Source organism: Nonomuraea sp. GTA35 (genome assembly GCF_041950525.1).
In the GTDB taxonomy this organism is placed as follows: domain Bacteria; phylum Actinomycetota; class Actinomycetes; order Streptosporangiales; family Streptosporangiaceae; genus Nonomuraea.
Window position 1 is genome coordinate 755,490 of the sequence record NZ_JBGNUV010000001.1, and the last position, 24,545, is coordinate 780,034.

The window sequence follows — 24,545 nt, forward strand, 5'->3', positions numbered from 1 at the left end:
ACGCAAAACTCACCGTGCGGCCTGATCACTTCAGGCGCGAGGCCCGCGTGAGCTTCGCTTAACACGGGATTTACCGGCCTGACCCATGAGCGTTCGCGATGCCGCACAGCATTTCTGTCGAGCGACAGAAATTACGAGGAGCGTCGTGACCACACTCCAGAACGGGACCGCCACCACCGCAGGTGCGCGCGCCCACGCCCGCGCCCAGGAGGGCACCGCGGTCCACACCGCGCCGACCGTGCCGGCCTCGCGCTGGGCGGACCCGCCCGACGGAGTCGCCGCCGACGAGATCGTCTGGGCGGACCGCGTCCCCGCGGGCGGCTACGCCCACCGCGTTCTCGCGGCCGGCACCGCGATCCGGCTCACCGACCCCGACGGCGACGCCTGCGCGTCGCTGCTGCTGTTCCACGCCGGCATGCCGTGGGAGCGGCTCAACGTCGCCGACACCGTCAAGGTGCAGTGGCAGGTGTACGCCGGCGAGTCGTACCTGCTGCTCAGCGACCAGGCCCGGGTCCTGGCGACCGTGCTCACGGACGGCTCGGGGCGGCACGACACCCTATACGGCGCCTCCACGCGCGCCAGGAACGAGCGGCGCTACGGCGACGGCTCACCCCAGGGCCCCAGCCCCGCCGGACGGGAGCTGCTCGCCCTCGCCGGCGCCAAGAACGGCCTCGAACGGCGGGACCTGCCCCCGTCGATCTCCTTCTTCCAGGGCGTGCGCATCGACGCCGAGGGGCGGCCCGAGTGGCAGGGCTCGGCCGGCGCCGGCACGAGCCTCACCCTGCGCACCGAGCTCCCGCTCGTCGTCCTCCTCGCGAACGCGGCCCACCCGCTCGACCCGCGCCCCGAGTACACCGTCACCCCGCTGGAGATCCTCGCCTGGCGGGACCGGGTGACGGCGCCCGAGGACCCCCAGTGGAGCGCCACGCCCGAGGGCCGGCGCGCCTTCGAGAACACCACCGACCACCGGAAGGGCAGGGCACTGTGAACACCGACGCGTTCGGGGCCGAGCTGCACCGGGAGACCGTCCCGCCCCGCGCCCCCTGGTCGCGGGTGCTCCGGCGCGGTCAGGTGCTCGCCATCGTCGACCTCGACGGCAACCAGGCCGTCGACTTCCTCGCCTACGACGCCCACCGCACCTGGCGCGCCTACAGCGCCCAGGCGACGCTGCAGGAGCAGGAGACGATCTTCCTCACCACCGGCAGCGTGCTGCGCGACAACGAGTCCGAGCCGCTCCTCACCGTGGTCGCCGACGAGGTCGGCCGGCACGACACCCTGGGCGGCGCCTGCTCCCGCGAGTCCAACACCCTGCGGTACGGCCACCACACCTACGCCCAGCACGCCTGCGCCGACAACTTCCTCGCCGAGCTGTCCAAGTACGGCATGGGCAAGCGCGACCAGGTCTCCAACGTCAACTGGTTCATGAACGTGCCCGTCGACCCCGACGGCGCCCTCGGCATCGTGGACGGCATCTCGGCCCCCGGCCTGTCCCTCGCGCTCCGCGCCGAGAAGGACACCCTCGTCGTCGTCTCCAACTGCCCCCAGATCAACAACCCCTGCAACGGCTTCGACCCCAGCCGCGCTCAGATGGTGGTGCACGCCGGTGCCTGAGCCGAGGCGTACACCCGGCACGCTGCTGATCGCCAACCGCGGCGAGATCGCCTGCCGGATCATCCGCACCGCCCGGGAGCTCGGCCTGCGCACGGTCGCGGTGTTCTCCGAGATCGACCGGGCCGCCGCGCACGTCCGGCTCGCCGACGAGGCGGTCCTGCTGGGCCCGGCGGCGCCCGCGCAGTCGTATCTCGACGCGGAGGCGGTCCTGCGCGCCGCCAAGGAGAGCGGCGCGGACGCGATCCACCCGGGGTACGGGTTCCTGGCCGAGGACGCCGGCTTCGCCGAGCTCGTCGAGGGCGCCGGGCTGGCGTTCGTCGGCCCGACGCCCGCCCACCTGCGCACCTTCGGCGACAAGCACACCGCCCGCGAGGTGGCGGTGGCCGCAGGGGTGCCGGTCTTCCCCGGCACCGGCCTGCTGGCGGACGCCGACCACGCGGTGGCGGAGGTGGCTGCCATCGGTTACCCCGTCATGCTCAAGGCCACCGGCGGGGGCGGCGGCATCGGCATGACGGTGTGCCGCACGCCGCGGGAGCTGCGGGCCGCCTACGACCGGGTGACCGGCCTCGCGCTGCGCAGCTTCGGCTCCGCCGGCGTCTTCGCCGAGCGGTACGTCGAGCGCGCCCGCCACGTCGAGGTGCAGCTCTTCGGCGACGGCGCGGGCGGCGTCGTCACCCTCGGCGACCGCGACTGCTCGTTGCAGCGGCGCAACCAGAAGGTCGTGGAGGAGGCGCCCGCGCCGGCGCTGCCCGGCCACGTGCGCGAGCGGCTGCACCGGACCTCGCGCGACCTGGCCGCCTCGATCCGCTACCGCTCGGCCGGCACGGTGGAGTTCGTCTACGACGCCGAGCGCGAGGAGCTCTCCTTCCTGGAGGTCAACGCCCGCCTCCAGGTGGAGCACCCCGTCACCGAGCAGGTGACCGGCGTCGACCTGGTCGCGTGGATGCTGCGCCTGGCCGGCGGCGACGACTCGTTCCTCGCGCCGCACCTGGCGACCGGCGCCGTGCCGGTGTCCGGGCACGCCGTCGAGGCGCGCGTGTACGCCGAGGACCCGGCCGCCGGCTTCCGCCCGAGCGCCGGCGTGCTGACCCGGGTGGAGCTGCCGTCAGGGGAGGGCATCCGGGTCGACGGCTGGGCCGGGACCGGCACCGAGGTGTCCACCGCCTACGACCCGATGCTCGCCAAGGTGATCGCCACCGGCCGAAGCCGCGAGGAGGCCCTGGACCGTCTCGGGCAGGCCCTCGCCACGACCCGGGCCGACGGGATCGAGGTCAACCTCGGCCTGCTGCGCGCCGCGGTCGGGATCGCGGAGTTCAGGGCCGCGACGCACACCACCGGCACCCTCGCCGGCGTCGGCGACCCCGAGCCGCGGGTCACCGTCGTGCGCGCCGGCCTGATGACCACCGTCCAGGACGCCGAAGGACGCGTCGGCTACTGGCAGGTCGGGGTGCCGCCGAGCGGGGCGATGGACGACCGCTCGCTGCGGCTGGCCAACCTCGCGCTCGGCAACGACGAGAACGCGCCCGGCCTGGAGTGCACCGCGAGCGGCCCCACCCTCCAGGTCAGCCACGACACGCTGGTGTGCGTCACCGGTGCGCCCGCGACGGTCACCGTGGACGGCGCTCCCGTCCCGATGTGGGAGCCCGTGCTGGTGCCGGCCGGGGCCACCCTGCACGTCGGCGACGCCACCGCCGGCCTGCGCAGCTACGTCGCCTTCGCGGGTGGCCTGGACGTGCCGCCGTACCTCGGCAGCGCGGCCACCTTCACCCTGGGCCGCTTCGGCGGTCACGGCGGACGCGCGCTGCGCCCCGGCGACGTGCTCCGCACCGGGACGCCTGCCGGAGCCCCGTCCGGGCCCGTTCCCGCCGAGCGCCGCCCCCGCTTCGGCGACCACTGGGAACTCGGCGTCACCGAGGGGCCGCACGCCGCGCCCGACTTCTTCACCAGGGACGACATCGCCCAGCTCTACGCCACCCGCTACAGCGTGCACTTCAACTCGGCGCGCACCGGCGTCCGCCTGGCCGGCCCGAAACCGGCCTGGGCACGGCGCGACGGCGGCGAGGCCGGCCTGCACCCCTCCAACATCCACGACACGCCGTACTCGATCGGCGCCCTGGACTTCACCGGCGACACCCCGATCCTGCTCGGCCCCGACGGCCCCAGCCTCGGCGGCTTCGTCTGCCCGGTCACGGTGGTGTCGGGCGAGCGGTGGAAGCTGGGCCAGCTCAGGCCGGGCGACACGGTCTCGTTCGTCCCGGTGCGTGCCGCCGGATCCGTGCCGCCGCGCTCGCTCGACCTGCCCGTACTCGTGCCGGGCGGGGACCTCGACGACGGCGTGCTGCGCAGGCTCGGCGGGAACGACGGGCCGGCGGTGACGTACCGGCGGCAGGGAGACGACAGCGTCCTCGTGGAGTACGGCGACCTCGTGCTCGACCTCGCGCTGCGCGCCCGCGTCCACGCGCTGCACACGGCGCTGGCCGAGCTCGCCCCGGCCGGCGTGCTCGACCTGACGCCCGGCATCCGCTCCCTGCAGGTGCACGTCGATCCGCAGGCGCTGCCGGTGGCCCGCCTGCTCGGCCTGCTCGCCGAGCTGGAGGCCACGCTGCCGCGCACCGCGGACCTGGTCGTGCCGAGCCGTACGGTGCGGTTGCCGCTGAGCTGGGACGATCCGGCGACGAGGGAGGCCATCGAGCGGTACATGGCCGGCGTGCGCGACGACGCGCCCTGGTGCCCGTGGAACATCGAGTTCATCCGCCGCGTCAACGGGCTCGACAGCGTGGACGACGTCTACCGCACGGTGTTCGACGCCGAGTATCTCGTGCTCGGCCTGGGGGACGTGTACCTGGGCGCTCCGGTGGCGACGCCGCTCGACCCGCGGCACCGGCTGGTCACCACGAAGTACAACCCCGCCCGTACCTGGACGGCGGAGAACTCCGTCGGCATCGGCGGTGCCTACCTGTGCGTCTACGGCATGGAGGGCCCCGGCGGCTACCAGTTCGTGGGCCGCACCACCCAGGTGTGGCGCACCCACCCGGAGCCCGGCGAGGACCCGTGGCTGCTGCGGTTCTTCGACCGGATCCGCTGGTATCCGGTCTCGGCGGAGGAGCTGCTCGACCTGCGGGCCGACCTGGCCGCCGGCCGGACGGCCCTCGACGCCGCCGACGGGTCGTTCTCGCTGGCCGCCCACGAGCGCTTCCTGGCGGACAACGCCGGGTCGATCGCCGCGTTCCGGGCCAGGCAGGCGGCGGCGTTCGCCGCCGAGCGGCGGGCCTGGGAGGAGGCGGGCGAGTTCACCCGGGCCGAGCAGGCGGCGGCCGTCGAGACGGCCGCGCCCGCCGAGGTCGTCGTGCCGGAGGGCGGCGCGCGGCTGGACGCGCCGTTCGTGGCGAACGTGTGGAAGGTGGAGGTCGCCGTGGGCGACGTGGTCGAGGAGGGGCAGACGCTGGTGGCGCTCGAGGCGATGAAGATGGAGACGTACCTGGTGGCGCCGGCCGCGGGCGTCGTGACCGAGGTGCGCGCCGCCGCGGGCACCCAGGTCGCTCCCGGTGACTGCCTCGTCGTGCTGGGGCCGCTCGCATGAGCGCCGGCGAGCGACCGCGCGGGAACGCCCGCCAGGCGCTGAGCGGGGATGCCCGCGAGGTGCTCAGCGGAGGCGGCGGTGAGGTGCTGGGCGGGGATGCCCGCGAGGTGCCGGGCGGGGGCGCCCGCGAGGTGTTGCGCGGGCGGCGGCCGGAGGTGTTCATCGCCCACCGCGACGAGGCCGACGTGGTGGCCGAGCTGGCGGCGGCCACCGGGCCGCTGGCGGGGCTCCGGCTGGCCGTGAAGAACAACGTGGACGTGGCGGGCTTCCCGACCACCGCGGCCTGCCCCGCCTTCGCCTCCGGCCCGGCGGCGGCCGACGCGCAGGCGGTGGCACGGCTGCGGGCCGCCGGCGCGACCGTCGTCGGGGTGACGAACCTCGACCAGTTCGCCACCGGCCTGGTCGGGCAGCGCAGCCCGTACGGAGGGGTGCGTGACGCGCGCCGGCCGTCGTTCGTGTCGGGCGGTTCGAGCTCGGGCTCGGCGGTCGCGGTGGCGCTCGGCCTGGCCGACCTCGCGATCGGCACCGACACCGCCGGCTCAGGCCGGGTCCCCGCCGCGTTCCAGGGCATCGTGGGGATCAAACCGACCCTCGGCACGGTGTCCGTGGCGGGGGTCGTGCCGGCGTGCCGCTCGTACGACGCGGTCACGATCATGGCGCGGGACCTCGGCACCGCGGGGGCCGCCATGGCCGCGATGGCCGGCGGCCCGGGGACGCGGCCCTGGCCGGCCGGCGTGCCCCTGGCCGCGCCCGCGACCGCCCGCGTGGCCGTCCCCGACGAGCTGCCGGCCATGGCCCCCGGCTGGGCCGACGCCTTCGAGGGCGTCGTGGCGCGGCTGCGGGAGGCGGGGGCCGTGGTGGAGCCGATCCGGATCGAGCCGTTCCTGGCCGCGGCCCGGCTGCTCTACGACGGCGCGCTCGTCGCCGAGCGGCACGCCGCCGTCGGCGAGTTCGTGGACGCCCACCCGGACGACGTCGATCCCACGGTCGGCGCGATCATCGGCCGGGCCGGGAAGGTCTCCGCGCCGAGCCTGGTCCGCGACGTCGCGCGCCTGGAGCTGCTGCGGCAGGAGTGCATGGGGCTGCTCGGCGGCTTCGACGCGCTGCTCGTGCCGACGGCGCCCTGCCATCCCACCGTGGCCGAGGTCGCCGCCGAGCCGGTGGCGGTCAACTCGCGCGTCGGCACGTACACGAACTTCTGCAACCTGTTCGACCTGTGCGCGGTCGCGGTGCCGGCCGGCACGGTGGACGAGGGCCCGGACCGGGGGATCGCCCAGTTCGGCGTCACCGTCCTGGCCCGCCCGTTCCACGACGCGGTCGCGCTCGACCTGGCCCGCCTGGTCGCCGTCCAGCCGGAGCCCCCCGCGGAGTACGCCGGAGGCGCCCCGCCGCTACCCGCCGGGCCGCTGCCGTGGCCGGCGGCGATCGCGGACGGCGGCGTACGGGCCGTCGAGCTCTTCGTGGTCGGCGCCCACCTGGCAGGCCAGCCGCTCGAACACGAGTTGCGCGACCTCGGCGCCCGCTGGGACCGGCCCGCGCGGACCTCCGCCGCCTACGCCCTGCGCGCGCTCGACACCGTGCCGCGGAAGCCGGGGCTGGAGAGGGTCGGCTTCGAAGGCGGCGCGCCCGTCGAGGGCGAGGTCTGGCTGATCTCCGAGGGGGCGCTGGGGCGGTTCCTGGCGAGCCTGCCCGCGCCCATGACGCTGGGACGGGTGGAGCTCTCCGACGGCAGCTGGGCCGTGGGGTTCGGCTGCACCCAGGAGGCGGCGTCGGCGGGCGAGGACATCACGAAGTACGGCGGCTGGCGGGCCTGGCTGTCGAGCCGCAGCCTTTCTCGTACGTGAGCGCGTCACGTCCGTGACGCGACGGCGCCCCGGCTCCGTCAACAGAGGCCGGGGCGCCGTCGCGTCGGTCCTCGGACGATCCTGCACGGGGGCGCCGATCGGCGGTGGCCGACGAGGCGTCAGCCGCGGGAGGCGGTGAGCTCGTCGGTGGGCGCGCCGGTGCGGGTGCGCAGGGTTGCTGCGGCGATCAGGGCGCCGGCGAGGGCGATCCAGTCTTCATGTACCCCAGGGGGTATGTGCGAGGGCTAAATCAATACCACTGGGGGTATCTGTCAAGCCCGTCTGGCCGAGGTTCCGGGGCAGGGCCGGTGGGCCGACTTGCGGGTGGCGAGCCGCGGATGGGAACGTGAGGCGTGGTCACGGCAGCCGATCAGGAAACCCGACGGGACGTCGCCTGGGCGATGGCGAGACAGCTCGCGCACGCGGCGGCCGAGCCTGCGCCGCCCGTGCGGGTGGCCCTCGGCCAGGCGTCGGGCCTCACACTCGCGCAGGACCTCGTCGTGGCGACGCCGCTACCGGCCTTCGACACCTCCGCCATGGACGGCTTCGCCGTCTCGGGCGCCGGGCCGTGGACGATCGTCGGCAGCGCCCGTCCCGGCCGGCCGTGGACGGGCCGGCGGCTGGCGGACGGGGACGCCGTGGAGATCTCGACCGGGGCCGTCGTCCCTCCCGGCACCTGGGCGGTGCTGCCGGTCGAGTCGGCCGCCGTCAGCGACGGCCGGGTCACCGGCCCCGACGAGCCGGGCGCGGCTCGTGACGGCCGGGTCGCCGGTCCCGGCCTGGCACGTGGCAAGCACATCCGGTACACCGGGGAGGACGCGCCCGCCGGCACGCGCCTCGCACCCGCCGGCACCCCGGTGGGCCCGGCGCTGCTGGGCCTGGCCGCGTCCTGCGGCTACGACGAGCTGCTGGTCCACCGCGCGCCCGCCGTCCGGGCGATCGTCACCGGGGACGAGCTGGCCCATCACGGCCTGCCCGGGCCAGGACGGGTGCGCGACGCGCTCGGCCCGCTGCTGCCGCCGCTCATCGCCGGACTGGGAGGCCGCCTCGACGGCCTCGTCCACGTGCCCGACCACCCCGTCTCCGCGCTGGCCGAGGCGGTGGAGTCGGCGGCCGGCGCCGAGGTCGTCGTGGTCACCGGATCGACGTCGGTCGGCGTCACCGACGGGCTGCGCCGCCTGCTCGCCGAACGCGACGCCCGCTGGGTCGTCGACTCGGTCGCGTGCCGTCCGGGTCACCCCGCCCTGCTCGCCCGGCCGCGCGGCGGCCCGTACGTCGTCGGCCTGCCCGGCAACCCGTTCGCCGCGCTGGCCGCCGCGCACACCCTGCTCGGCCCGCTCCTCGCGGGGCTGTCCGGCCGCGCGCTCGGCGACCTGCCGCAGGCTCCGCTGACCTCCCGGCTCCCGGTGCCCGCCGGTCGCACCCGCATCCTCCCGGTCGTCTGGGACGGCCCCGGCGTGCGGGCTCTCGACGGCGATCGCCCGGCGTTCCTCAACGGCGCGGCTCTCGCCGACGCCCTCGCGGCGGTCCCGCACGGCCACGAGCCCGGCCGGCCGGTGCCGCTGCTCCTCCTGCGCGGCTGAGCGCCGGCCGGAACCCGGGTACGGCCCGCGCCGCGCGCGGGTGGCCTGGCGAACGCCGCGCGGCGTGCGGGTGGCGTGCCCCGTGGCGGGTGGCGTGGCGGAAGCCGCGCGGCTGCACGGTGTGGCTCGATCGAGGGCCCTGACGGCGTAGTTCCCGGGAACTAGGCAGGTCAGTGCCCGCGCGCGATGTGCCGGGCACAGGCCCGTCCCTACGCTCGGACCCGTGCTGAAACGCCTGATCCCCGCCCTGCTCGCGCTGGCGGCCGTGCTCGCCTGGACGGCTCCCGCCCTGGCGCACGGCCGCAGCGGCGAGGCCGACGCGCGCTTCGCCCAGACCATCGCCGGCATGGAGCTGACGGTGGTGGTCCGGGCCAGCCTGCAGGTGCCCGCCCCGCTGCAGGTGGACGTGGTGGCGCACGACGCCGGGCGGGGCGGCAGGGTCGAGCTGACGCTGCGCTCCGCCGGGACGGGCCGCTCCTCGTCCGGCGCCGTCGAGGTGCGCGAGGGCGGGCCGGGCATGTACCCGGTGGTCCTGCGGGCGGAGCGGGTGGGGCCGCACGAGCTGGAGGTGCGGGCCGGTGGCGAGCGGTCGGTGCTGCCGTTCGACCTGCTGGTGCCGGGGGCGCCGCTGTGGGAGGTGGTCGTGTACGCGGCCTTCGCCTGCGCCGCGGTGGCCCTGACCGGGGCCCTGGCGGGAGCGGCGCTGTCGCGGCGGGGGACGGCCGGGGCGTGCACCGTCGCGTTCGTGGTCGCGACGGCCGTGGCGTTCACCGCGGGCGGGCTGTCGCCGTGGTTCGCGCCCCCGGTGCCTGACGGGGCGCCGGCGGTGACGGAGCGGGAGCAGCTGCTCGGCAGGCCGAACGCGCAGCCGCTGGTCGAGGTGGAGCCGGAGCGGCCGGGGGCGTACGGGGAGTTCCGGCTGAGGGTGACCCTGTTCGACGGCGCCACCGGCCGTCCCGCCGACGACCTGGCCGAGCACCACGGCGCGCTGTCGCACGTCGTGGTCACGAGCCAGGACGGGACGTACTTCCGGCACGTGCATCCCACGCGGGTCGCGCCGGGCGTCCACGAGGTGCGGCTGCGGGCGGGGGAGGCGGGCCGTCACCTGGTGTACGCCGAGTTCGAGCGGGCCGGTGCGGGCGGGCAGCTCGTCTCCGGCGAGTTCACGGTCGGGCGCTCCGCCGCGTCCACGGCCGGGCGGCCGGGCGATGTCCAGGCCGAACAGCCGGGCGATGTCACAGCTGGGCGGTCGGGTGATGTCACAGCCGGGCGGTCGGGTGATGTCCAGGCCGGGGAGCCGGGTGATGTCACGGCCGGGCGGCGGGGCGACCAGGAGGAAGCGTCCGGGAGCCGGCCCGCGCGCACCGGGCAGCGGCCGGTGGTGGAGCCGGCGCGGCCGGTGGCCGGGCGGCCGGTGACGCTCACGCTGGACACGGGGCTCGCCTCGGTGCAGCCGTGGCTCGGCATGGCCGGGCACCTGATCGTCCGCAGCCAGGACGGCGGCTACCTCGGCCACGTCCACGAGGCCGCGTCCATGGCGACGACGGCGGAACGGCCGCCGGACGAGTCGGTCGCCCGTTACGGCCCGCGGCTGAGCTTCACCTTCAGCTTCCCGCGGCCGGGCCGCTACCTGGCCTGGATCCAGTACGCCAGGAACTACGAGATCGTCACCGTCCCGTACGTGATCGAGGCCGCCGCCGAGGGGAGCGCACGATGACCCGGCGCAGCCGCGCGTACCTCGCGCTGCCTGTCCTGCTGATCGCCGCCGGGATCCTGTGGCTCGTCCGGGGCGGTGACGGCGGCCCCGGCGCGGTGGAGCTGGCGGGCAGGGGCGCGCACTACGCGGTCCACCTGGCGCTGGAGCCGGGCACCGGCCCGCGGGACGTGCGGATCCGCGTCGAGCCGCGACCCGCCGAGGTCTCGGTGTTCGCGGTGATGCCGCACATGGGGCACACCACCCCCGAGCTCGCCGCCCCGCCCGACGGCACGGGCCGTTTCGTGGCGCGCGGCGAGCTGTTCACGATGTCCGGCGCCTGGGAGCTCGGGATCCGCGTGCGCGGGAGCCGGGGCACCGAGGTGATCACGATCAAGACCCTGGTCGGAGAGGGAGAGTAGATGGCGAGACAAGTGATGGCAGAGCGGCGTGAGGTGCCCCGCCGGGAGGTGACGGGTGCGTGGTTCCTGATGTCCGGGTACGCCGTGCTGCTGACCGGCATGGTCTGGGACGGGCAGTGGCACGGCGACGTCGGCCCCGACGACTTCTGGACCGCACCCCACCTGCTGCTCTACGCCGGGACCGGCATCATCGGGCTGACCTGCCTGACGGTGGTGCTGCTGTCGACGTGGGCGAGGGGGCCGGCGACGGGCACGCCGTCGGTGACCGTGTTCCGCACGTTCCGCGCGCCGTGGCCGTTCCTGGTGGGCGGGCTCGGCGCGTCGGGCAACCTGCTGTACGCGGGCTCCGACCTGTGGTGGCACGAGGTGTACGGCTTCGACATCGCGGCCGGGGCGACGCCCTCGCACCTCGGGCTGGGGCTGTCCATCCAGGTGGAGATCTTCGCCATGGTGATGGCGTTCGCCGTGCTGCGCCGTACGCGGCCGGAGCGGTGGGGCCTGGCGCTGGCGATCGGCCTGGCCACGATCGGCTCCACGTCGGCCTTCGGCATGGTCTCCGAGCTGGTCCTCGCCTGGCTGCCGGGGGTGGCGGCGCGCGTGCTCGGCCTCGGCGCGGCGGGCGCGCTCACGCTGAGCCTGATCGCCGGGCTGACGCGCGGCTGGCACTGGCCCGCCGCCGCGGGGCTGGCGTTCCTGGGCGTGCAGGGCGGGCTCGCGCTGTTCGCGCCGGCCGCGACCCGCTGGTACGCCGAGGCGATCGGCCAGCCGATGCGCGAGTACGCGACCAACCTGCCGCAGGCCCTGATCGGCTTCCCGGTCACGTTCCCGCTGGTGGCGCTGGCGGCCGGTGCGGTGGTGGCGGTGGCCGTACGGCGGGGTGCGCGCCCGTTCCCGGTCATGGCGGCCGTCGGGGCGCTCGTGGGCGTCAACACCGCGCTGTTCTACGGCGCGATCGGCATGGAGATGAACCTGGCGGCGACCCTGGCGGCGGCGGTCGTGATCGCGGCGGGCATGGGCCTGCTGGGCTGGCAGTGCGCCGTCCTGCTGCGGCGCTTCGGCACGCGCACGCTGCCGGCCGGGGCCGTGGCGGTGACCGCATGAGGCGCGCCCTGACCGCGGCGGCCGCCGCCCTGGCGGCCCTGCTCCTCGCGGCGACCCCCGTCGCCGCGGCACCGCCCCTGCCGGGTGAGATCGTTCACACCGAGACGGTACGGATGAGCGACCAGTCGGCGATCACCGTATCGTTCACGGAGTGGCCGATCCGCGCCCTGCAGTCGCTGGACTTCACGTTCGAGCCCACCGGCGGCGTCGAGGGGCGGACGGGGCTGGTCACCACCGTCTCACCGTCCGGCGACCGCGCGGGGCTGAAGGGCATCGTCCTGCAGCGCCGCGGCGACAGCATCGTGCTGCCGCGGCACCCCCGTGCCCGCCAGGTGTGGGGGCTGGACGTCGTGTCGCTGCCGGAGGAGGGCACGTGGCGGTTCGAGTTCGCGGTGGAGGGGCCTGGCGGGACCGCGACGGGCGTGCTGCCGGTCCAGGCGATCGAGCAGCCGGGCCCGCCGCTGCCGCTGAGCTGGACGATCGCCCTGGCGCCCTGGGCCCCGGTCGTCCTGCTGCTGGCGTACGGGTGGAGGCGGAGCCGCACGATCCGGCGGGCCGCCGGACCCGCCTGGAGTGGCTGAGCGACGGGTTGCTGGCCGTCCTGCCGCCGCTCGTCGGCTGGCTGATCGGGCTGGCCGGGGAGGCGGGCGCCGAGGAGATGGCGCCGCGGCTCGCGCTGGCGGGCGCGCAGTCGCTGGCGCTGATGTGGTCGCGGCGGTTCCCGCTCACCGCGCTGTCCGTGGTCGTCGGCCTGGAGCTGGCGCTGGCCCTGCTGAAGCTGCCGGTCCTGGTGGCGCCCCTGGTCGCCGCGTCCCGGCTGGGGGCGTGGGGCCGGGGCGACCGCCGGGTGATCGGCGTGGTGGCGGTGCTGGCGCTGCTGCTCACCGGCCTGCCGATCACCCTGCTGGCCATCGGCGACCCGATGCGGGTCGTGGCCGTGTACGGCGCCATCGCGGTGTTGTTCGTCGGGTTCTGGACGGTGGGGCGGGTGGACGGGCGGCAGCGTGACCGCATCCTCGAGCTGCAGGCGCGCTCGCGGCTGCTGGAGGCCGAGCGGGCCGAGGCCGAACGGCGGGCGGCGGAGCGGGAGCGGGCGCTGCTGGCCAGGGAGCTGCACGACATCCTCAACCACTCGGTGACCACGATGGTGGTCGACGCCGAGGCCGGGGCCGACACCGGGGACGACATGGAGCGGACGCTGCGGCGCGTCGCCCGTACCGGCAGGGAGTCGCTGGCCGAGCTGCGGCGGTTGCTCGGCGTGCTGAGAGAGCCGCCAGGGCACGACCCGCTGGCCCCGCCGCCGCGGCTGGACCAGCTCGACGCCCTGGTCGCGGCCATCCCGCCGGGCGGGCCGCGGGTGCTGCTCGAACGCCGCGGCGAGGTGCGGCCGGCGGACGCGAGCATCGAGCTGGCGGCCTACCGCGTCGTCCAGGAAGCGCTGACGAACGCGGCCAGGCACGCCGGGCCGGTGGAGGTGAGGGTGGTGCTCGACTACGCCCCCGCGCGGCTGGCGATCCAGGTCACCAATCCGGTGCCCGGCGCGCCGGGGACGATCGGGAACGGCGCGGGCGTGGGGCTGATCGGCATGCGGGAGCGGGTGGAGCTGCTGGGCGGCACCGTACGGGCGGGCCGCGACGGCGACGCCTTCGAGGTGCGCGCCACGCTGCCGCTGCGGAGCAGGTCGTGACCGGCGTCCGGGTCCTGGTGTGCGACGACGAGCAGCTCCTGCGGGAGGCGCTGGTCCGGCTGGTCGGCGCGTCCGACGACCTGACCGTGGTGGGCGCGGTGGGCGACGGCGCGGCCGCCGTCGAGGCCGCCACCGCGCACGAGCCGGACGTGGTGCTGATGGACATCCGGCTGCCCGGCATGGACGGCATCGAGGCCACCCGCCGCATCGTGGCGCGGGGCGGGCCGTCCCGGGTGCTGATCCTGACCACGTACGACCTGGACAGCTACGTCTACGCGGGCCTGCAGGCGGGGCCAGCGGGTTCCTGCTGAAGGACGCGCCGGGGGAGCGGATCCGTGACGGCATCCGGATCGTCGCCTCCGGCCAGTCGGTGCTGGCGCCCGAGGCGACGACCCGGATGATCGAGGCGTTGCAGCCCATGCTGCCCACCGAGGAGGACCGCCGGCTGCTGGCGGCGGCGGGGCGGCTGACCGGGCGCGAGCGCGAGGTGTGCGGGCTGATCGCCCAGGGCCTGTCGAACGACGAGATCGCGGCGCGGCTGGTCATCAGCCGATACACGGTGAAGGTGCACGTGTCGAGCATCCTGGCCAAGCTCGGCCTGCCCGACCGGGTGCACGTCCTGCTCGCCTGGTCCCGGTTGCGCCCGCACTGGCCGGAGGCGGAACGATCGCCCTGACGGCCCGCCGCAGGCATCGAATGGTAAAAGCCTGCTCCACGGTTGCGCCTGATGTCCTCAGAAGATGGGGGCGTGAAGAGGGGGCGTGATGTGCTCGAAGAGGGTGTGCGTGCGGCAGGCCCCACCTCCAGAGGGCGTAGTGGCCGGCCCGGAACACAGGACCGGCCACTACGCTCTCACGTCCCTGCGGTCCTCGGCCGAGCGCGGTGGCGGGATCGATCTCAGCCGGTGAAGCCGCGGCACGCGTCCAGGCAGCGCTCCACGGCGGCCCGCGGCGCCATGGCGTACGTGCCGTCCCCGAACAGCTCGAACGTCATGAGCCCGCGATACCCCCGCCGGTCCAGCGCCTCCAGGTAGCCGGCCAGCGGCAGCTCGCCGTCGCCCCACGCCAGGTGTCCGGCGGGCCGGCCGTCGATGAGGTGCACGTGCCGTACGCGGTCGCCGAGCGCGTCGAAGTAGTCGTCCACGCTCTCGCCGGCCACGGCCATGGCTACGGTGTCCAGCACGGCGCCCAGGTTCGGCGCGCCGATCTCGCCGATCATCCTGGCCAGCGCCCGGGAGTCGTTGACCAGGTTCGACTCGACGCGCTGCAGCGCCTCCAGCACGCACGTCACGCCGAGCGTCCCGGCGTACGCGGTGATCTCGCCGATCGCGTCGGCCGAGCGGCGCCAGGCGGCCGCCACCGGCTCGTCCTCGAAGCCGCGCCCCGGCGTGAGCAGCAGCAGCTCCGCCCCGAGCTCGGCGCAGAGCTCGGCGGCGCGGCGGAACATCGCCACGCTGCGTGCCCGCAGCCCGGTGTCCGGGGAGGCCAGGTTGACCGGGTACATCACCTGCTCGGGCGTGAGGCAGGCGACGGTCATGCCGCGCGACCCGGCTCGGCGGCGGACGGCCCGCGCCCCGGCGTCGCTCAGCTCGGGGACGTGGAGCTGCGGCGCGATGCCCCACAGCTCCAGCCGTTCCCGGCCGAGGTCGGCCATGTCGTCGAGGAAGCGGTCGAACGGCAGGTGCTGGTAGGCGAAGTTCGATCCGGTGAAACGGGCAGGCTCGATCATTTGCCGATCCCATCTGCGAGGCCCTTGACGATGTAGCGCTGGCCGAGGAAGAACAGCAGCACCACCGGCAGCGCGGCGATCACCATCCCGGCGAACACCACCGGGTAGTCGGTGCCGTGCTTGCTCATCAGGCTCGTCAGCCCGACGGGCAGGGTCTGCACGCCGGAGCCGCTGGTGAAGATCATCGCGAACAGGTACTCGTTCCAGGTGAACAGGATGTGCAGCAGCACCGTCGAGGTGAGGATGGGCTTGCACATCGGCAGGATGATCCGCCAGAACGCCGTCCACCGGCCCGCGCCGTCCATCTCGGCGGCCTCGTCCACCTCGCGCGGCAGGTCGATCATGTACGCCCTGATGAGGAACGTGGTGAACGGGATGCGGAAGGCGGTGTAGAGGATGAGCAGCGCCCAGAACGTGTTGTACAGCCCCATCGCCTGGAACAGCTTCACCAGCGGCACCAGCGCCACGGTCGGGGCGAGCATCAGGCCGCCGAGCACGACCGCCGTGAGCGTCCTGTTCAGCGGGACGTCCACGCGTGTCAGCCCGTAGGCGGCCCACGCGCTGATGAACACGGTGGCGACGGTCGAGGTCACCGTGACGAGCACGCTGGTGGTGAGGTAGTCGCTGACGCCGCGGTTCCACGCCTTGGCGTAGTTGCCGAAGCTCCAGTCCAGCGGCAGCGCGAACGGGTCGCCGAACAGCTCGGCGTTGGTCTTGAACCCGTTGAGCGTCATCCACAGCAGCGGGTAGAGCACCACCACGGCCAGGGCCAGCAGGAACGCCCACATGAACACGCGGGCGATCACCCCGAGGAAGCTCAGGCGCGTCACCATTCCACCCTTCTCCTGCGGGTGACCCAGAGCTGCGCCACCGCCACGCCGAGCGTGATCACGAACAGCACGGTCGCGATCGCGGCGGCGTACCCGAAGTTGTTGCGTACGAACCCGCTGCGGTACAGCCAGGTGCCCAGCACCTGCGTCGAGTTGTCCGGGCCGCCGGCCGTCATCACCATGACCTCGTTGAACACCTGGAACGCGCCCGAGAGCGTGACGATCGCCATGAGCCCGGTCATCTCCCGCACGAGCGGCACCGTGATCCGGAAGAAGCGGCCGACCGCGCCGACGCCGTCGATGGCGGCGGCGCCGTAGATCTCCGCCGGGATGCGCTGGATCGCCACCGCGAACAGCAGCGTCGAGTAGCCGAAGCCCTGCCACTGGCTCATCGCGATGATCGACGACATGGCCGTGCTCTCCTGCCCCAGCCACGCCTGCGCGAGCTCGCCGAGCCCGACGGCCTTCAGCGCGTGGTTGAGCGGCCCCAGGTTCGGCTCGTAGATGAAGTAGAACAGCAGGCCGGCGACGGTCAGGGAGATCGCCGACGGGATGAAGTAGATCGCCCGCAGCGCGCGCTGCCACCGCTCGCTCCGCACGCCCTCGATGAGCGCGGCCAGCAGGAGCGCCCCGAACACCTGGAAGACGATGGAGACCGCCGCGTACAGCACGTTGTTGCCCAGCGACGACCAGAAGACGGGGTCCTCGACCAGCTTGGCGTAGTTGCCGAGGCCGACGTACTCCTGGCTGCCGCTGTAGATGTCCCACTTCAGCGTGCTGAACTGCAGGTTCTGCACGAGGGGGAGGTAGACGAACACTCCGACCAGCACGAGGGCGGGGACGACCCACGCGAGCCCGAGCGTCCTTCGCAGGGTGGCGCGCACGCGGGAGCTCCTACCTGGCGGCGTTCGAGGCCTGGCGGACACTTTCGAGCACCTGCTCCGCCGTCTTGCCGCCGCTGATGAGCGCCTCGCCGCCGGCCAGCCACGCGTCGGCCACCTCGGGGACGGTGACGGTGTCGAGCCAGATCGCCAGCTTGGGCGCCTTGTTGACGAGCTGCACGCCCTCGTGGACGGCCTTGCTGGAGGTCTCCTCCGTGACCGCGCCGACGACGGTGCTGGGCTGCCCGTACGGCGGCGCCGACAGCGTCTTGGCGTTCTCCAGGCTGGTGGCGAACTTCATGAAGTCCACCGCGAGCGCGACCCTGGGCGACTTGGCGTTGATCAGATATCCCTCCGGTGAGCCCTCCAGCACCGTGCCGTCTCCGGGCGCGTTCCGCGGTACCGGGAGCTGGAAGATGCCGAAGTCGTCCGGCTTGACCTTGGCCGACGTCGCGTTGTCGAACTCCAGGATCTCCTGGTAGTACATGGCGGCCTTGCCGTTGGCGAACGCCTCCTGGGCGGAGCTGTAGAGCACGCCGTTGGTGCCGCTCCTGGTGTCGGTGCACTGGTCGACCAGGGTCTTGAACTGGTTGAGCGCGGTGACGTAGCCGGGGTCGTCGAGCTTGGCGGTGGCCGGGGCGAAGTCGGCCTGCAGCGTGGCGTCCGGCACGTTGTAGGCGAAGAGCTGCTGCAGGTAGTGCAGGGCCGGCCAGCCGTCCTTGTTGCCGAAGGCGATGGGCTCGTACCCGGCCTTGCGCAGCGGCCCGCAGGCGGCGATGAGCTCCTCGAACGTCTTGGGCGGGGCGACGCCCGCCTTGGCGAAGGCGCTCTTGCTGTATCCCATGAACTTGCCGTTGCCGTACAGCGGGATCCCGTAGTTCTTGCCGTCGCGGGCGAAGGCGGCCAGCGAGCCGGGGCTGAAGGTCTTGCCCCACGGGGTGTCCGGGCCGATGACCGCGGTCAGGTCGGCGGCCCGGCCGCCGCGGATGTAGTTGTCGGCCCAGTTTCCGGTCCAGGTGAAGTAGATGTCGGGCAGCGCGTCGGAGGCGGTGAGCGTCTTGAGCTTGTCCTTGACGCTCTGGTCGGTCTCCTGGATCAGCTCGAACTTCACCTGCGGGTGCTGCTTGGTGTACGCGGCGGCGAGGTTCTCGAAGTAGGGGCCCGTGGGGTCGCCGGCGAACTTGGTGAGGATGCTCAGCGTGCCGGAGAACTCCGGCGTGGCGGCGGCGTCGGCCTTGGGGGCCTGGGTGGTTCCGCCGCCGGAGCAGGCGGCCAGCGTGAGTGTCCCGAGGAGTGCCGCGAACGTCGGCAGGGCGCGAGGGCGCATGGGCTTCCTTTCTCCACCGGTGCGTGGTGTTGGCCGACCATACAGCTCGTCTGATACCGGTACCAGACCCGTTCACCAAGATCTTTCATTCGTTAACCTGGCGTGACCTGACGAGAGGTGATGTAGTCGCAGCTCAGACCGGCATCTCGGAGGACGGCTGTTGACGCCGCGCGGTGGCCTGTGTCAACGTGACCCCCGCGTGATACCGGTATCAGGTCCCGATCAGGCGGACGCCGGGTTCTGCGAAAGGATGCGACGATGCTCGGATTCGACGAGCCGGAATTTGTCTCCCAGGTGGCGAGCGCGGTGGCCCTGCGCCCTCAGATCGAGGAGCTGGTCGACCGGCTCGTGGACGAGGGGTTCGACACCCTGCTCCTGGTCGGGGCGGGCGGCACGTACGCGCAGATGTGGCCGTACGAGCACCTCGCCCGGCGCGCCTCGGCGCTCGACGTGCGCGCCGTGATCGCCGCCGAGCTGATCGCCTCCGGTGACGCCCGGCTGGGCGAGCGCACGGTGGCGCTGTTCACCTCGGTCTCGGGCACGACCGACGACAGCGTGCGGGCCATCGAGTACTGCAGGTCCAAGGGGGCGTACACGATCTCCTTCACCGGCCACCCCGACTCGCCCGTGGCCGCCAAGGTGGACACGGCGCTGATCTCCCGGCCCAAGACCTGGCCGTTCGACTTCCAGCTCCTGCTGTTCATGGGCAGGCTGCTGGCGCGCCGCGGCGAGTTCGACGGCTACGACAAGCTCGCCGGCGAGCTGGCCGGGATCCCGGAGATCCTCGTCGAGGTGGCCAGGCAGGCCGAGCCGGTGGCCGCCGCGTTCGCCGACGCCCACAAGGACAGCGACTACTACTTCCTCATCGGCGGCGGCAACCTCTGGGGCTTCACCTACCTCTACTCCATGTGCATCCTCGAGGAGATGCAGTGGCTGCGCACCACCCGCGTGCACAGCGCCGAGTTCTTCCACGGCTCGCTGGAGCTGCTGGAGGAGGACACCAGCGTCATCGTCTTCCAGGGCGAGGACGAGACCCGCGCCCTGACCGACCGCGCCGAGGCCTTCGCCAGGCGCGTCTCCAAGGACGTCACGGTCTTCGACACCCGCGACTACCCGCTCACCGGGATCAGCCCCGAGTTCCGCGGCCTGCTCGCGCCGCTCGTGCTCGACACCGTCATGAGCCGGGTCAGCAAGCACCTGGAGCGGGTCCGCGACCACTCGCTCGACCTGCGCCGCTACTACCGGGTCATGGACTACTGAGCCGATGAGAGTGCTCGGCTTCGGCGACAACATCGTCGACCGGTTCGTCGACCGGGGCATCGACTACCCCGGCGGGAACAGCGTCAACGTCGCCGTCTACGCCCGCAGGCTCGGCGTCGAGTCCGCCTACCTCGGGGTCTTCGGCGACGACGGGCTCGGGGCGTTCCTGCGCGGCGCGATCGCCGCCGAGGGCGTGGCCATGGACCGCTGCGTCGTCCGCGCGGGCGAGAGCGGCGTCTCCCGCCTGCGCGTGGACGAGGGCGAGCGCGTCTTCCTGGGCTGGAACGGCGGCGGCGTCACCGTACGCGAGCCGCTGGCGCTCGACGCGGACCTGCTCGGCTACCTGGGCGGCTTCGACCTGGTGCACTCCAGCGTCTACTCGCGCAGCGAGCCGGAGCTGCCCAAGCTGGCCGGGCTCGGCCCCCTGGTCAGCTTCGACCTGTCCAGCGAGGAGGAGTACCGCGACCCGGCCTACCTCGACCGGGTCTGCCCGCACGCCGACCTGGTGCTGCTGTCCTGCTCCCACCTCGACGAGGACGCCACGGCGGACCTGCTCGCCGAGGCCGTACGCCGGGGGGCCGGGCTCGCGCTCGGCACCCGCGGCGTGGCCGGCGCCTTCGCCCATGACGGGAACGTCACCGTGTCGGCCCCGGCCTGGCTCGCCGAGGACATCGTGGACACGATGGGCTGCGGCGACGCCTTCCTCGCCGGGTTCGCCGTCTCGCTGCTGCGCGACGGCTGGGCCGCCGGCCATCCGGCGGCGCCCGCCGCGATCGAGCGGGCGCTGCACAGGGGCGCGGAGGCGGCGCACGCGCAGTGCTTCGTCGAAGGCGCCTTCGGGCACGGCCGTACCAGCGCGTAGCTAGCATGATTCAGTGACAAGGGACGGGATCCATGCCGACTGACCGCGGCCAGGCGGGGCCGACGATCTCCGAGGTGGCGGCGGAGGCCGGCGTGGGCAGGGCCACGGCGGCGCGCACGCTGGGCGGCTACGGATACGTCAGCCCCGAGCTGCGCGCCCGCGTGCTCGCGGCGGCGGAGAAGCTCGGCTACCGCGCCAACGCGCTCGCGCGCAGCATGTCCACCGGGGTGAGCCACACCCTGGGCGTCATCGTGGCCGACATCGGCAACCCGTTCTTCGCCGGGCTGCTGCGGGGCGTCTCCGACACCTCGCGGGCGCGGGGGTTCGACGTGATCGTGCTGAGCACGTACGAGAACCTGCAGGAGGAGGTGGCGGCCACCAACGTGCTCATCGACAAGCGCGTCGACGGCGTCATCGTGGCCTCGGCCGCGCTCGGCCGCGACCAGGTCGCGCACCTCAAGGCCGCCATCGACCGGGGCATCCCGGTCGTGCTCGTCGACCGCGCCGTCTCCGCGCTCGACCTCGACTCCGTCGTCATCGACAACCGCGACGCCGCCCGCGAGGCGGTGGAGGTGCTCATCGCCGCCGGGCACCGGCGCATCGGCTTCGTCTGGGGGCCTCCCGTGGCCGAGGCGCCGGCCACCAGGCGCGAGCTGCTGACGGCGGCCTCGCGCAACCTGTGGACCGACGGCGAGCGGCTGCGCGGCTACCTCGACGCCCTCGACGACGCGCACATCCCGTTCGACCCGCAGCTCGTGATGGTCGGGCCGAAGACCGAGGAGCGCGTCGTCACCGAGGTCGGCCGCATGCTCGCGCTGCCCGACCGGGTCACCGCCGTGTTCTGCTCCGAGACCGACGGCATGACAGGCTCGCTGCGCGCGCTGCGGAAGGCGGGGCTGTCGTACCCGGACGACGTGGCGCTGATCGGGTTCGACGACAGCGCGTGGGCGGCGGTGATGGAGCCGCCGCTCACGATGATCGCGCAGCCGGTGCACGAGCTGGGCGCCAAGGCGGCCCAGGTCCTGCTCGACATCCTCGGCGGGGCCGAGCCCGCGCGCGAGATGCACACCCTGCGCTCCCGGCTCATCCACCGCTCCTCGGTCGCGCCGCCGGTCTTCCGTGACGGAGGGGTCAGCGGCCGGGCAGGGTGACCGTGCGGCAGGCGAGGTGGAGGGCCAGGCGCTCGTCCCGGTGGCCGAGGTCCACGCCCAGCAGCCGCTCCACGCGGTCGATGCGGGCCGCCACGGTGTTGCGGTGCACCCCCAGCACGGCGGCGGTCTCCGCGATCGACGACTCCGCGTCCAGGTAGGCCGACAGCGTACGGATGAGGTCGCCCGGCTGGTCGCGCAGGGGCGCCAGCAGCGCGCGGGCGGCGGGCTCGAAGGTGTCGGTCCTGGTCCACTCCAGCAGGAGCTGCGCCATGCCGAGCTGGTCCACCTGGAGGAAGAAGCCGGCCTCCGGGCGGGTCGCGGCGAGCCTGGCCGCGTCCGTGGCCTCCGCCACCGTGCCGGCCAGCCCCTCCGGCCAGGGGTGCGGCCGGCCGACCCCCATGTGGTCGGCGATCGAGCCGCTCAGCTTCCTGTGGGCGGCGCGCAGCTTGGCCGCCAGGGCGCGGACCCGCGCGGGCGTGGGCTCCTGGGCGAACGTGGTCCAGCCCGTCCAGCCCTCGCCGTGCTCGACGACCACCGCCTCCACGCCCTCCGCGCGCAGGACGCGGGAGATCTCGGCCGTCCACGGCACCAGGTCGAGCGCGGGGACCGCGCCGATGCGCAGGCCGACGTGCCAGCCGCCGAGCTGCCATCCCGCGTCGGCCACCCGCCTGCGCAGCTGGGCCGAGGGCTCGGCGTCCAGCCGCAGCAGGTCGCCCAGCAGCGCGGTACGGGCCCGCGCGTCGCGCTCCAGCTCCACGCGGTGGGCCAGCAGCCAGCGCTGCACCGCGGCGGCGGCCACGGCCAGGGCGGGCGGCACGATCTCGGCCCGCGCCGCCGCCGTGCCCCGCAGCTCGGCCACCAGCCAGAGCGTCGGCCGCGCCGGGTGCGGCAGCAGCGCCGGATGGGCGAGCAGCACCCCGCCGGCCAGCGCCACGCGCTGCGGGACGAACTCGTCCACGCGCACGGCGCCGGGCTCGGCGACCTCCCCGGCCAGCGGCTCCCCTCGGTCGTCGAGCAGCGCCACCGGCACCCCGAGCAGGTCTTTCAGCCTGCGCACCACGTCCTCGGGGGCGCAGGTGCGGTTGTCGAAGGCGCGGTGCGCGGCCAGCACGAGCCGGGCGCGGTCGATCTCCGGCTCGGCCAGCAGCAGCCGGGCGGCGACGACCAGCTCCAGCGGGTCACCGCCCACGGTGCCGAGCAGCGGCAGGCCGAGCCGGTCGGCCAGCAGCAACGTCGCCCGCGACACCTCCGGTCCCGACGAGCTCCCGGACCCCGCCGCGGCCCCGGAGCCGGTCGTGGTTTCGGAGCCGGTCGTGGTCCCGGTGCCCACCATGGTCCCGGTGCCCGCCGGCGCGCCGGAGCCTGGCGCTGTCCCGGTGCCCGTCGCGGGGCCGCAGGGCACGAGCACGCCCGCGCCGCCGGCGTCCACCACCCGGCGCAGCAGCGCGTCCACGCGCCAGTCGGCGGGCTGCGGCGGGGTCGTGACGATGATCAGCTCGTCGGCGGCGACGGCATGACCGGCTGCCGGGTCGGCGACGGGCCGGACGGTGCGTACCGGCGCGTCGAGCCCGGCCGCCCCGGCGAGCACCCGCACCTGGCCGCTCCACTCGGGCAGCGCCAGCAGCCTGCGCACGCTGGTCATCGGCGCACCTCCAGAAGTCCCCTCGATCCGGTCACGCGCCCGCCCCGCCGGGCTGGGCGCGCCCTTCCGGGCCCGGATCGACGGACTCCCCGCCTCGCTCCAGCAGCACGGGATCGGAGTCCAGCCCGTAGGCGCGCGGGGCGAGAACCCCGATCCTGCCTGGAGCGGTCCAGAACGCCGAGATCGCCACCTGCAGCACCATGACCTCCATACCCACCCGAACCGTGTCCCCCGCGATCGGCACTCCGGTCCGCCGGTCCAGCACCGCGATCACGTCCGGCGTGGACGCCACGACCAGCCCGTCACGCAGCGCGAGCAGGTACTCGTTCTCCATCTCCACCCGCAGCAGCTCACCCGACGCGTGCCCGGTCAGCGTGACGCTGCCGCGCGCGAACCCCGGCCGCCCGTGAACCTCGGGCCCGGGCCGCCGGGTGACCTCCACCACGCGCCCCACGGACAGCACCCGCCCTCCGGTGGCGGCGGCCAGCCGTCCGGGGTCGGGTGACTCGCCGAGGGCGAGGATCCGCCGCCCCAGCCGCACCGCGCCGGACACGGAGCCGGTCACGCAGCAGGCGGCCAGCTCGCCCGCCGGGACGGGGGCGAGGGCGAGCGCCGCCCAGCCGCCCGCGGCGGGCAGGAAGGTGCGGGCGGTGCGCTCCAGGTCGGCGGGCGCGCCGGTGCCCTGCACGAGCACCTGCCCGCTCGGCTCGGCCAGCGCGGCCGGGGTGAGCGGGCGGCCGGCGGCGGCCAGGGAGAGCTGGTCCAGCCGCGGCAGCCCGCGCCCCGACAGGTCGGCGTCCACCGCGCACAGGCCGAGGTCGCAGGCGGCGACCAGCGGCAGGACGCCGTTCAGCCCGCCGATCTCGATGGAGACCAGCGCGTCGGCGCGCTCGCCCGTCCAGCGCTGGATGGCTTCCACGGCGGCGGCGACCTCGTGGCCGCCGGGCAGCTTCTCGGCGAAGACGGCGGTCGCGCCGACCACGCCCACCGGCACGACCCGCGCGCCGGGAGGCAGGCCGTCGAGCGGGCGCACGGCGACGTCCAGGCCCTCGGCCAGCCGCCGGCGCAGCAGCGTGGCCGCGGTCCGGCTGTCGCCGCCGCCCCCGGAGCCGAGCACGGCCACGCCCCGCTCCAGCGCGTCCACGTCCGGCGACTCGATGCGCAGCATGCCCTCAGCTTGCCGCACGCGGCCGGCGCGGCGTCGCGCACCCTCAGCGCCGCGCGGACCCCGCGGCGCGGCCCCGCTGGAGACAGGTCTCCGGATCGCGGAGCCGATCCTCCCGGCCCTCGTGGCGGCGGCCACCCATGCCTGGCTGGGGAGCGCCGTCGCCGGGGCGGCCTCC

Annotated in this window: 21 protein-coding genes; 15 read left to right on the forward strand and 6 right to left on the reverse strand. The window is 74.5% G+C overall.

Annotated features, from left to right (window positions below):
- Nucleotides 1-145: 145 nt before the first annotated feature.
- The 12 genes from ACBJ32_RS03345 to ACBJ32_RS03400 all read left to right on the forward strand — a co-directional run bounded on the left by ACBJ32_RS03345 (nucleotide 146) and on the right by ACBJ32_RS03400 (nucleotide 14,197).
- Nucleotides 146-988 (forward strand): urea amidolyase associated protein UAAP1, encoded by an 843-nt coding sequence (locus ACBJ32_RS03345; RefSeq protein ID WP_375125350.1) that lies wholly within the window; start codon nucleotides 146-148, stop codon nucleotides 986-988.
- Nucleotides 985-1,611 (forward strand): urea amidolyase associated protein UAAP2, encoded by a 627-nt coding sequence (locus tag ACBJ32_RS03350; protein ID WP_375125351.1) that lies wholly within the window; start codon nucleotides 985-987, stop codon nucleotides 1,609-1,611. The genes ACBJ32_RS03345 and ACBJ32_RS03350 overlap by 4 nt, the downstream gene beginning before the upstream one ends.
- A complete protein-coding gene (gene uca, locus ACBJ32_RS03355) occupies nucleotides 1,604-5,191 on the forward strand; it encodes an urea carboxylase (RefSeq protein WP_375125352.1) in 3,588 nt (1,195 codons plus the stop codon). The genes ACBJ32_RS03350 and uca overlap by 8 nt, the downstream gene beginning before the upstream one ends.
- Nucleotides 5,188-7,035 carry an allophanate hydrolase gene (atzF, locus tag ACBJ32_RS03360; RefSeq protein WP_375125353.1) on the forward strand — a complete coding sequence of 616 codons (1,848 nt, stop codon included), beginning with the start codon at nucleotides 5,188-5,190 and terminating at the stop codon, nucleotides 7,033-7,035. The genes uca and atzF overlap by 4 nt, the downstream gene beginning before the upstream one ends.
- Nucleotides 7,036-7,436: 401 nt before the next feature.
- A complete protein-coding gene (locus ACBJ32_RS03365; protein WP_375125354.1) occupies nucleotides 7,437-8,618 on the forward strand; it encodes a molybdopterin-binding protein in 1,182 nt (393 codons plus the stop codon).
- 223 nt (nucleotides 8,619-8,841) lie between these two features.
- The gene (locus ACBJ32_RS03370) at nucleotides 8,842-10,335 is read left to right on the forward strand and encodes a hypothetical protein (protein WP_375125355.1); all 1,494 of its coding nucleotides are present in this window, start codon (nucleotides 8,842-8,844) and stop codon (nucleotides 10,333-10,335) included.
- Nucleotides 10,332-10,733 (forward strand): hypothetical protein, encoded by a 402-nt coding sequence (locus ACBJ32_RS03375; RefSeq protein ID WP_375125356.1) that lies wholly within the window; start codon nucleotides 10,332-10,334, stop codon nucleotides 10,731-10,733. The genes ACBJ32_RS03370 and ACBJ32_RS03375 overlap by 4 nt, the downstream gene beginning before the upstream one ends.
- Nucleotides 10,734-11,834, forward strand: coding sequence for a hypothetical protein (locus ACBJ32_RS03380; RefSeq protein WP_375125357.1), 1,101 nt, complete (start codon nucleotides 10,734-10,736; stop codon nucleotides 11,832-11,834).
- Complete coding sequence (locus ACBJ32_RS03385) at nucleotides 11,831-12,415, forward strand: hypothetical protein (RefSeq protein WP_375125358.1); 585 nt, start codon at nucleotides 11,831-11,833, stop codon at nucleotides 12,413-12,415. Before ACBJ32_RS03380 ends, ACBJ32_RS03385 begins: the two co-directional genes overlap by 4 nt.
- Entirely contained in the window at nucleotides 12,361-13,521 is a 1,161-nt protein-coding gene (locus ACBJ32_RS03390) for a sensor histidine kinase (RefSeq protein ID WP_375125359.1), read from the forward strand. The genes ACBJ32_RS03385 and ACBJ32_RS03390 overlap by 55 nt, the downstream gene beginning before the upstream one ends.
- Nucleotides 13,518-13,832, forward strand: a complete 315-nt coding sequence (locus ACBJ32_RS03395) for a response regulator transcription factor (protein ID WP_375125360.1) — start codon at nucleotides 13,518-13,520, stop codon at nucleotides 13,830-13,832. Before ACBJ32_RS03390 ends, ACBJ32_RS03395 begins: the two co-directional genes overlap by 4 nt.
- 86 nt (nucleotides 13,833-13,918) lie before the next feature.
- Nucleotides 13,919-14,197 (forward strand): LuxR C-terminal-related transcriptional regulator, encoded by a 279-nt coding sequence (locus ACBJ32_RS03400; protein ID WP_375125361.1) that lies wholly within the window; start codon nucleotides 13,919-13,921, stop codon nucleotides 14,195-14,197.
- Nucleotides 14,198-14,418: 221 nt separating this feature from the next.
- On the opposite strand, the gene ACBJ32_RS03405 is transcribed toward ACBJ32_RS03400, so the two are convergent.
- Genes ACBJ32_RS03405 through ACBJ32_RS03420 form a run of 4 tightly spaced genes read right to left on the reverse strand, consistent with a single transcriptional unit; the run spans nucleotide 14,419 to nucleotide 18,287 of the window.
- Nucleotides 14,419-15,249: a sugar phosphate isomerase/epimerase family protein gene (locus ACBJ32_RS03405; RefSeq protein ID WP_375125362.1), complete on the reverse strand. Its 831-nt coding sequence runs from the start codon at nucleotides 15,247-15,249 to the stop codon at nucleotides 14,419-14,421.
- Complete coding sequence (locus tag ACBJ32_RS03410; RefSeq protein WP_357878982.1) at nucleotides 15,246-16,082, reverse strand: carbohydrate ABC transporter permease; 837 nt, start codon at nucleotides 16,080-16,082, stop codon at nucleotides 15,246-15,248. Before ACBJ32_RS03410 ends, ACBJ32_RS03405 begins: the two co-directional genes overlap by 4 nt.
- The gene (locus ACBJ32_RS03415; RefSeq protein ID WP_375125363.1) at nucleotides 16,076-16,963 is read right to left on the reverse strand and encodes a carbohydrate ABC transporter permease; all 888 of its coding nucleotides are present in this window, start codon (nucleotides 16,961-16,963) and stop codon (nucleotides 16,076-16,078) included. The genes ACBJ32_RS03410 and ACBJ32_RS03415 overlap by 7 nt, the downstream gene beginning before the upstream one ends.
- A 10-nt stretch (nucleotides 16,964-16,973) precedes the next feature.
- Nucleotides 16,974-18,287, reverse strand: coding sequence for an ABC transporter substrate-binding protein (locus ACBJ32_RS03420; RefSeq protein WP_375125364.1), 1,314 nt, complete (start codon nucleotides 18,285-18,287; stop codon nucleotides 16,974-16,976).
- A 258-nt stretch (nucleotides 18,288-18,545) separates the two neighbouring features.
- On the opposite strand from ACBJ32_RS03420, the gene ACBJ32_RS03425 reads away from it, so the two are divergent.
- The 3 genes from ACBJ32_RS03425 to ACBJ32_RS03435 are packed head-to-tail and all read left to right on the forward strand — an operon-like array spanning nucleotide 18,546 to nucleotide 21,560.
- Nucleotides 18,546-19,547 carry an SIS domain-containing protein gene (locus ACBJ32_RS03425; RefSeq protein ID WP_375125365.1) on the forward strand — a complete coding sequence of 334 codons (1,002 nt, stop codon included), beginning with the start codon at nucleotides 18,546-18,548 and terminating at the stop codon, nucleotides 19,545-19,547.
- A gap of 4 nt (nucleotides 19,548-19,551) precedes the next feature.
- Nucleotides 19,552-20,409 carry a PfkB family carbohydrate kinase gene (locus ACBJ32_RS03430; RefSeq protein WP_375125366.1) on the forward strand — a complete coding sequence of 286 codons (858 nt, stop codon included), beginning with the start codon at nucleotides 19,552-19,554 and terminating at the stop codon, nucleotides 20,407-20,409.
- A 32-nt stretch (nucleotides 20,410-20,441) separates the two neighbouring features.
- Entirely contained in the window at nucleotides 20,442-21,560 is a 1,119-nt protein-coding gene (locus ACBJ32_RS03435) for a LacI family DNA-binding transcriptional regulator (RefSeq protein ID WP_357878967.1), read from the forward strand.
- Here the strand turns inward: ACBJ32_RS03435 and ACBJ32_RS03440 are convergent.
- The gene (locus ACBJ32_RS03440) at nucleotides 21,541-23,202 is read right to left on the reverse strand and encodes a helix-turn-helix domain-containing protein (RefSeq protein WP_375125367.1); all 1,662 of its coding nucleotides are present in this window, start codon (nucleotides 23,200-23,202) and stop codon (nucleotides 21,541-21,543) included. The genes ACBJ32_RS03435 and ACBJ32_RS03440 overlap by 20 nt on opposite strands.
- Nucleotides 23,203-23,233: 31 nt before the next feature.
- Nucleotides 23,234-24,370: a DUF917 domain-containing protein gene (locus tag ACBJ32_RS03445; RefSeq protein ID WP_375125368.1), complete on the reverse strand. Its 1,137-nt coding sequence runs from the start codon at nucleotides 24,368-24,370 to the stop codon at nucleotides 23,234-23,236.
- Nucleotides 24,371-24,545: the final 175 nt, after the last annotated feature.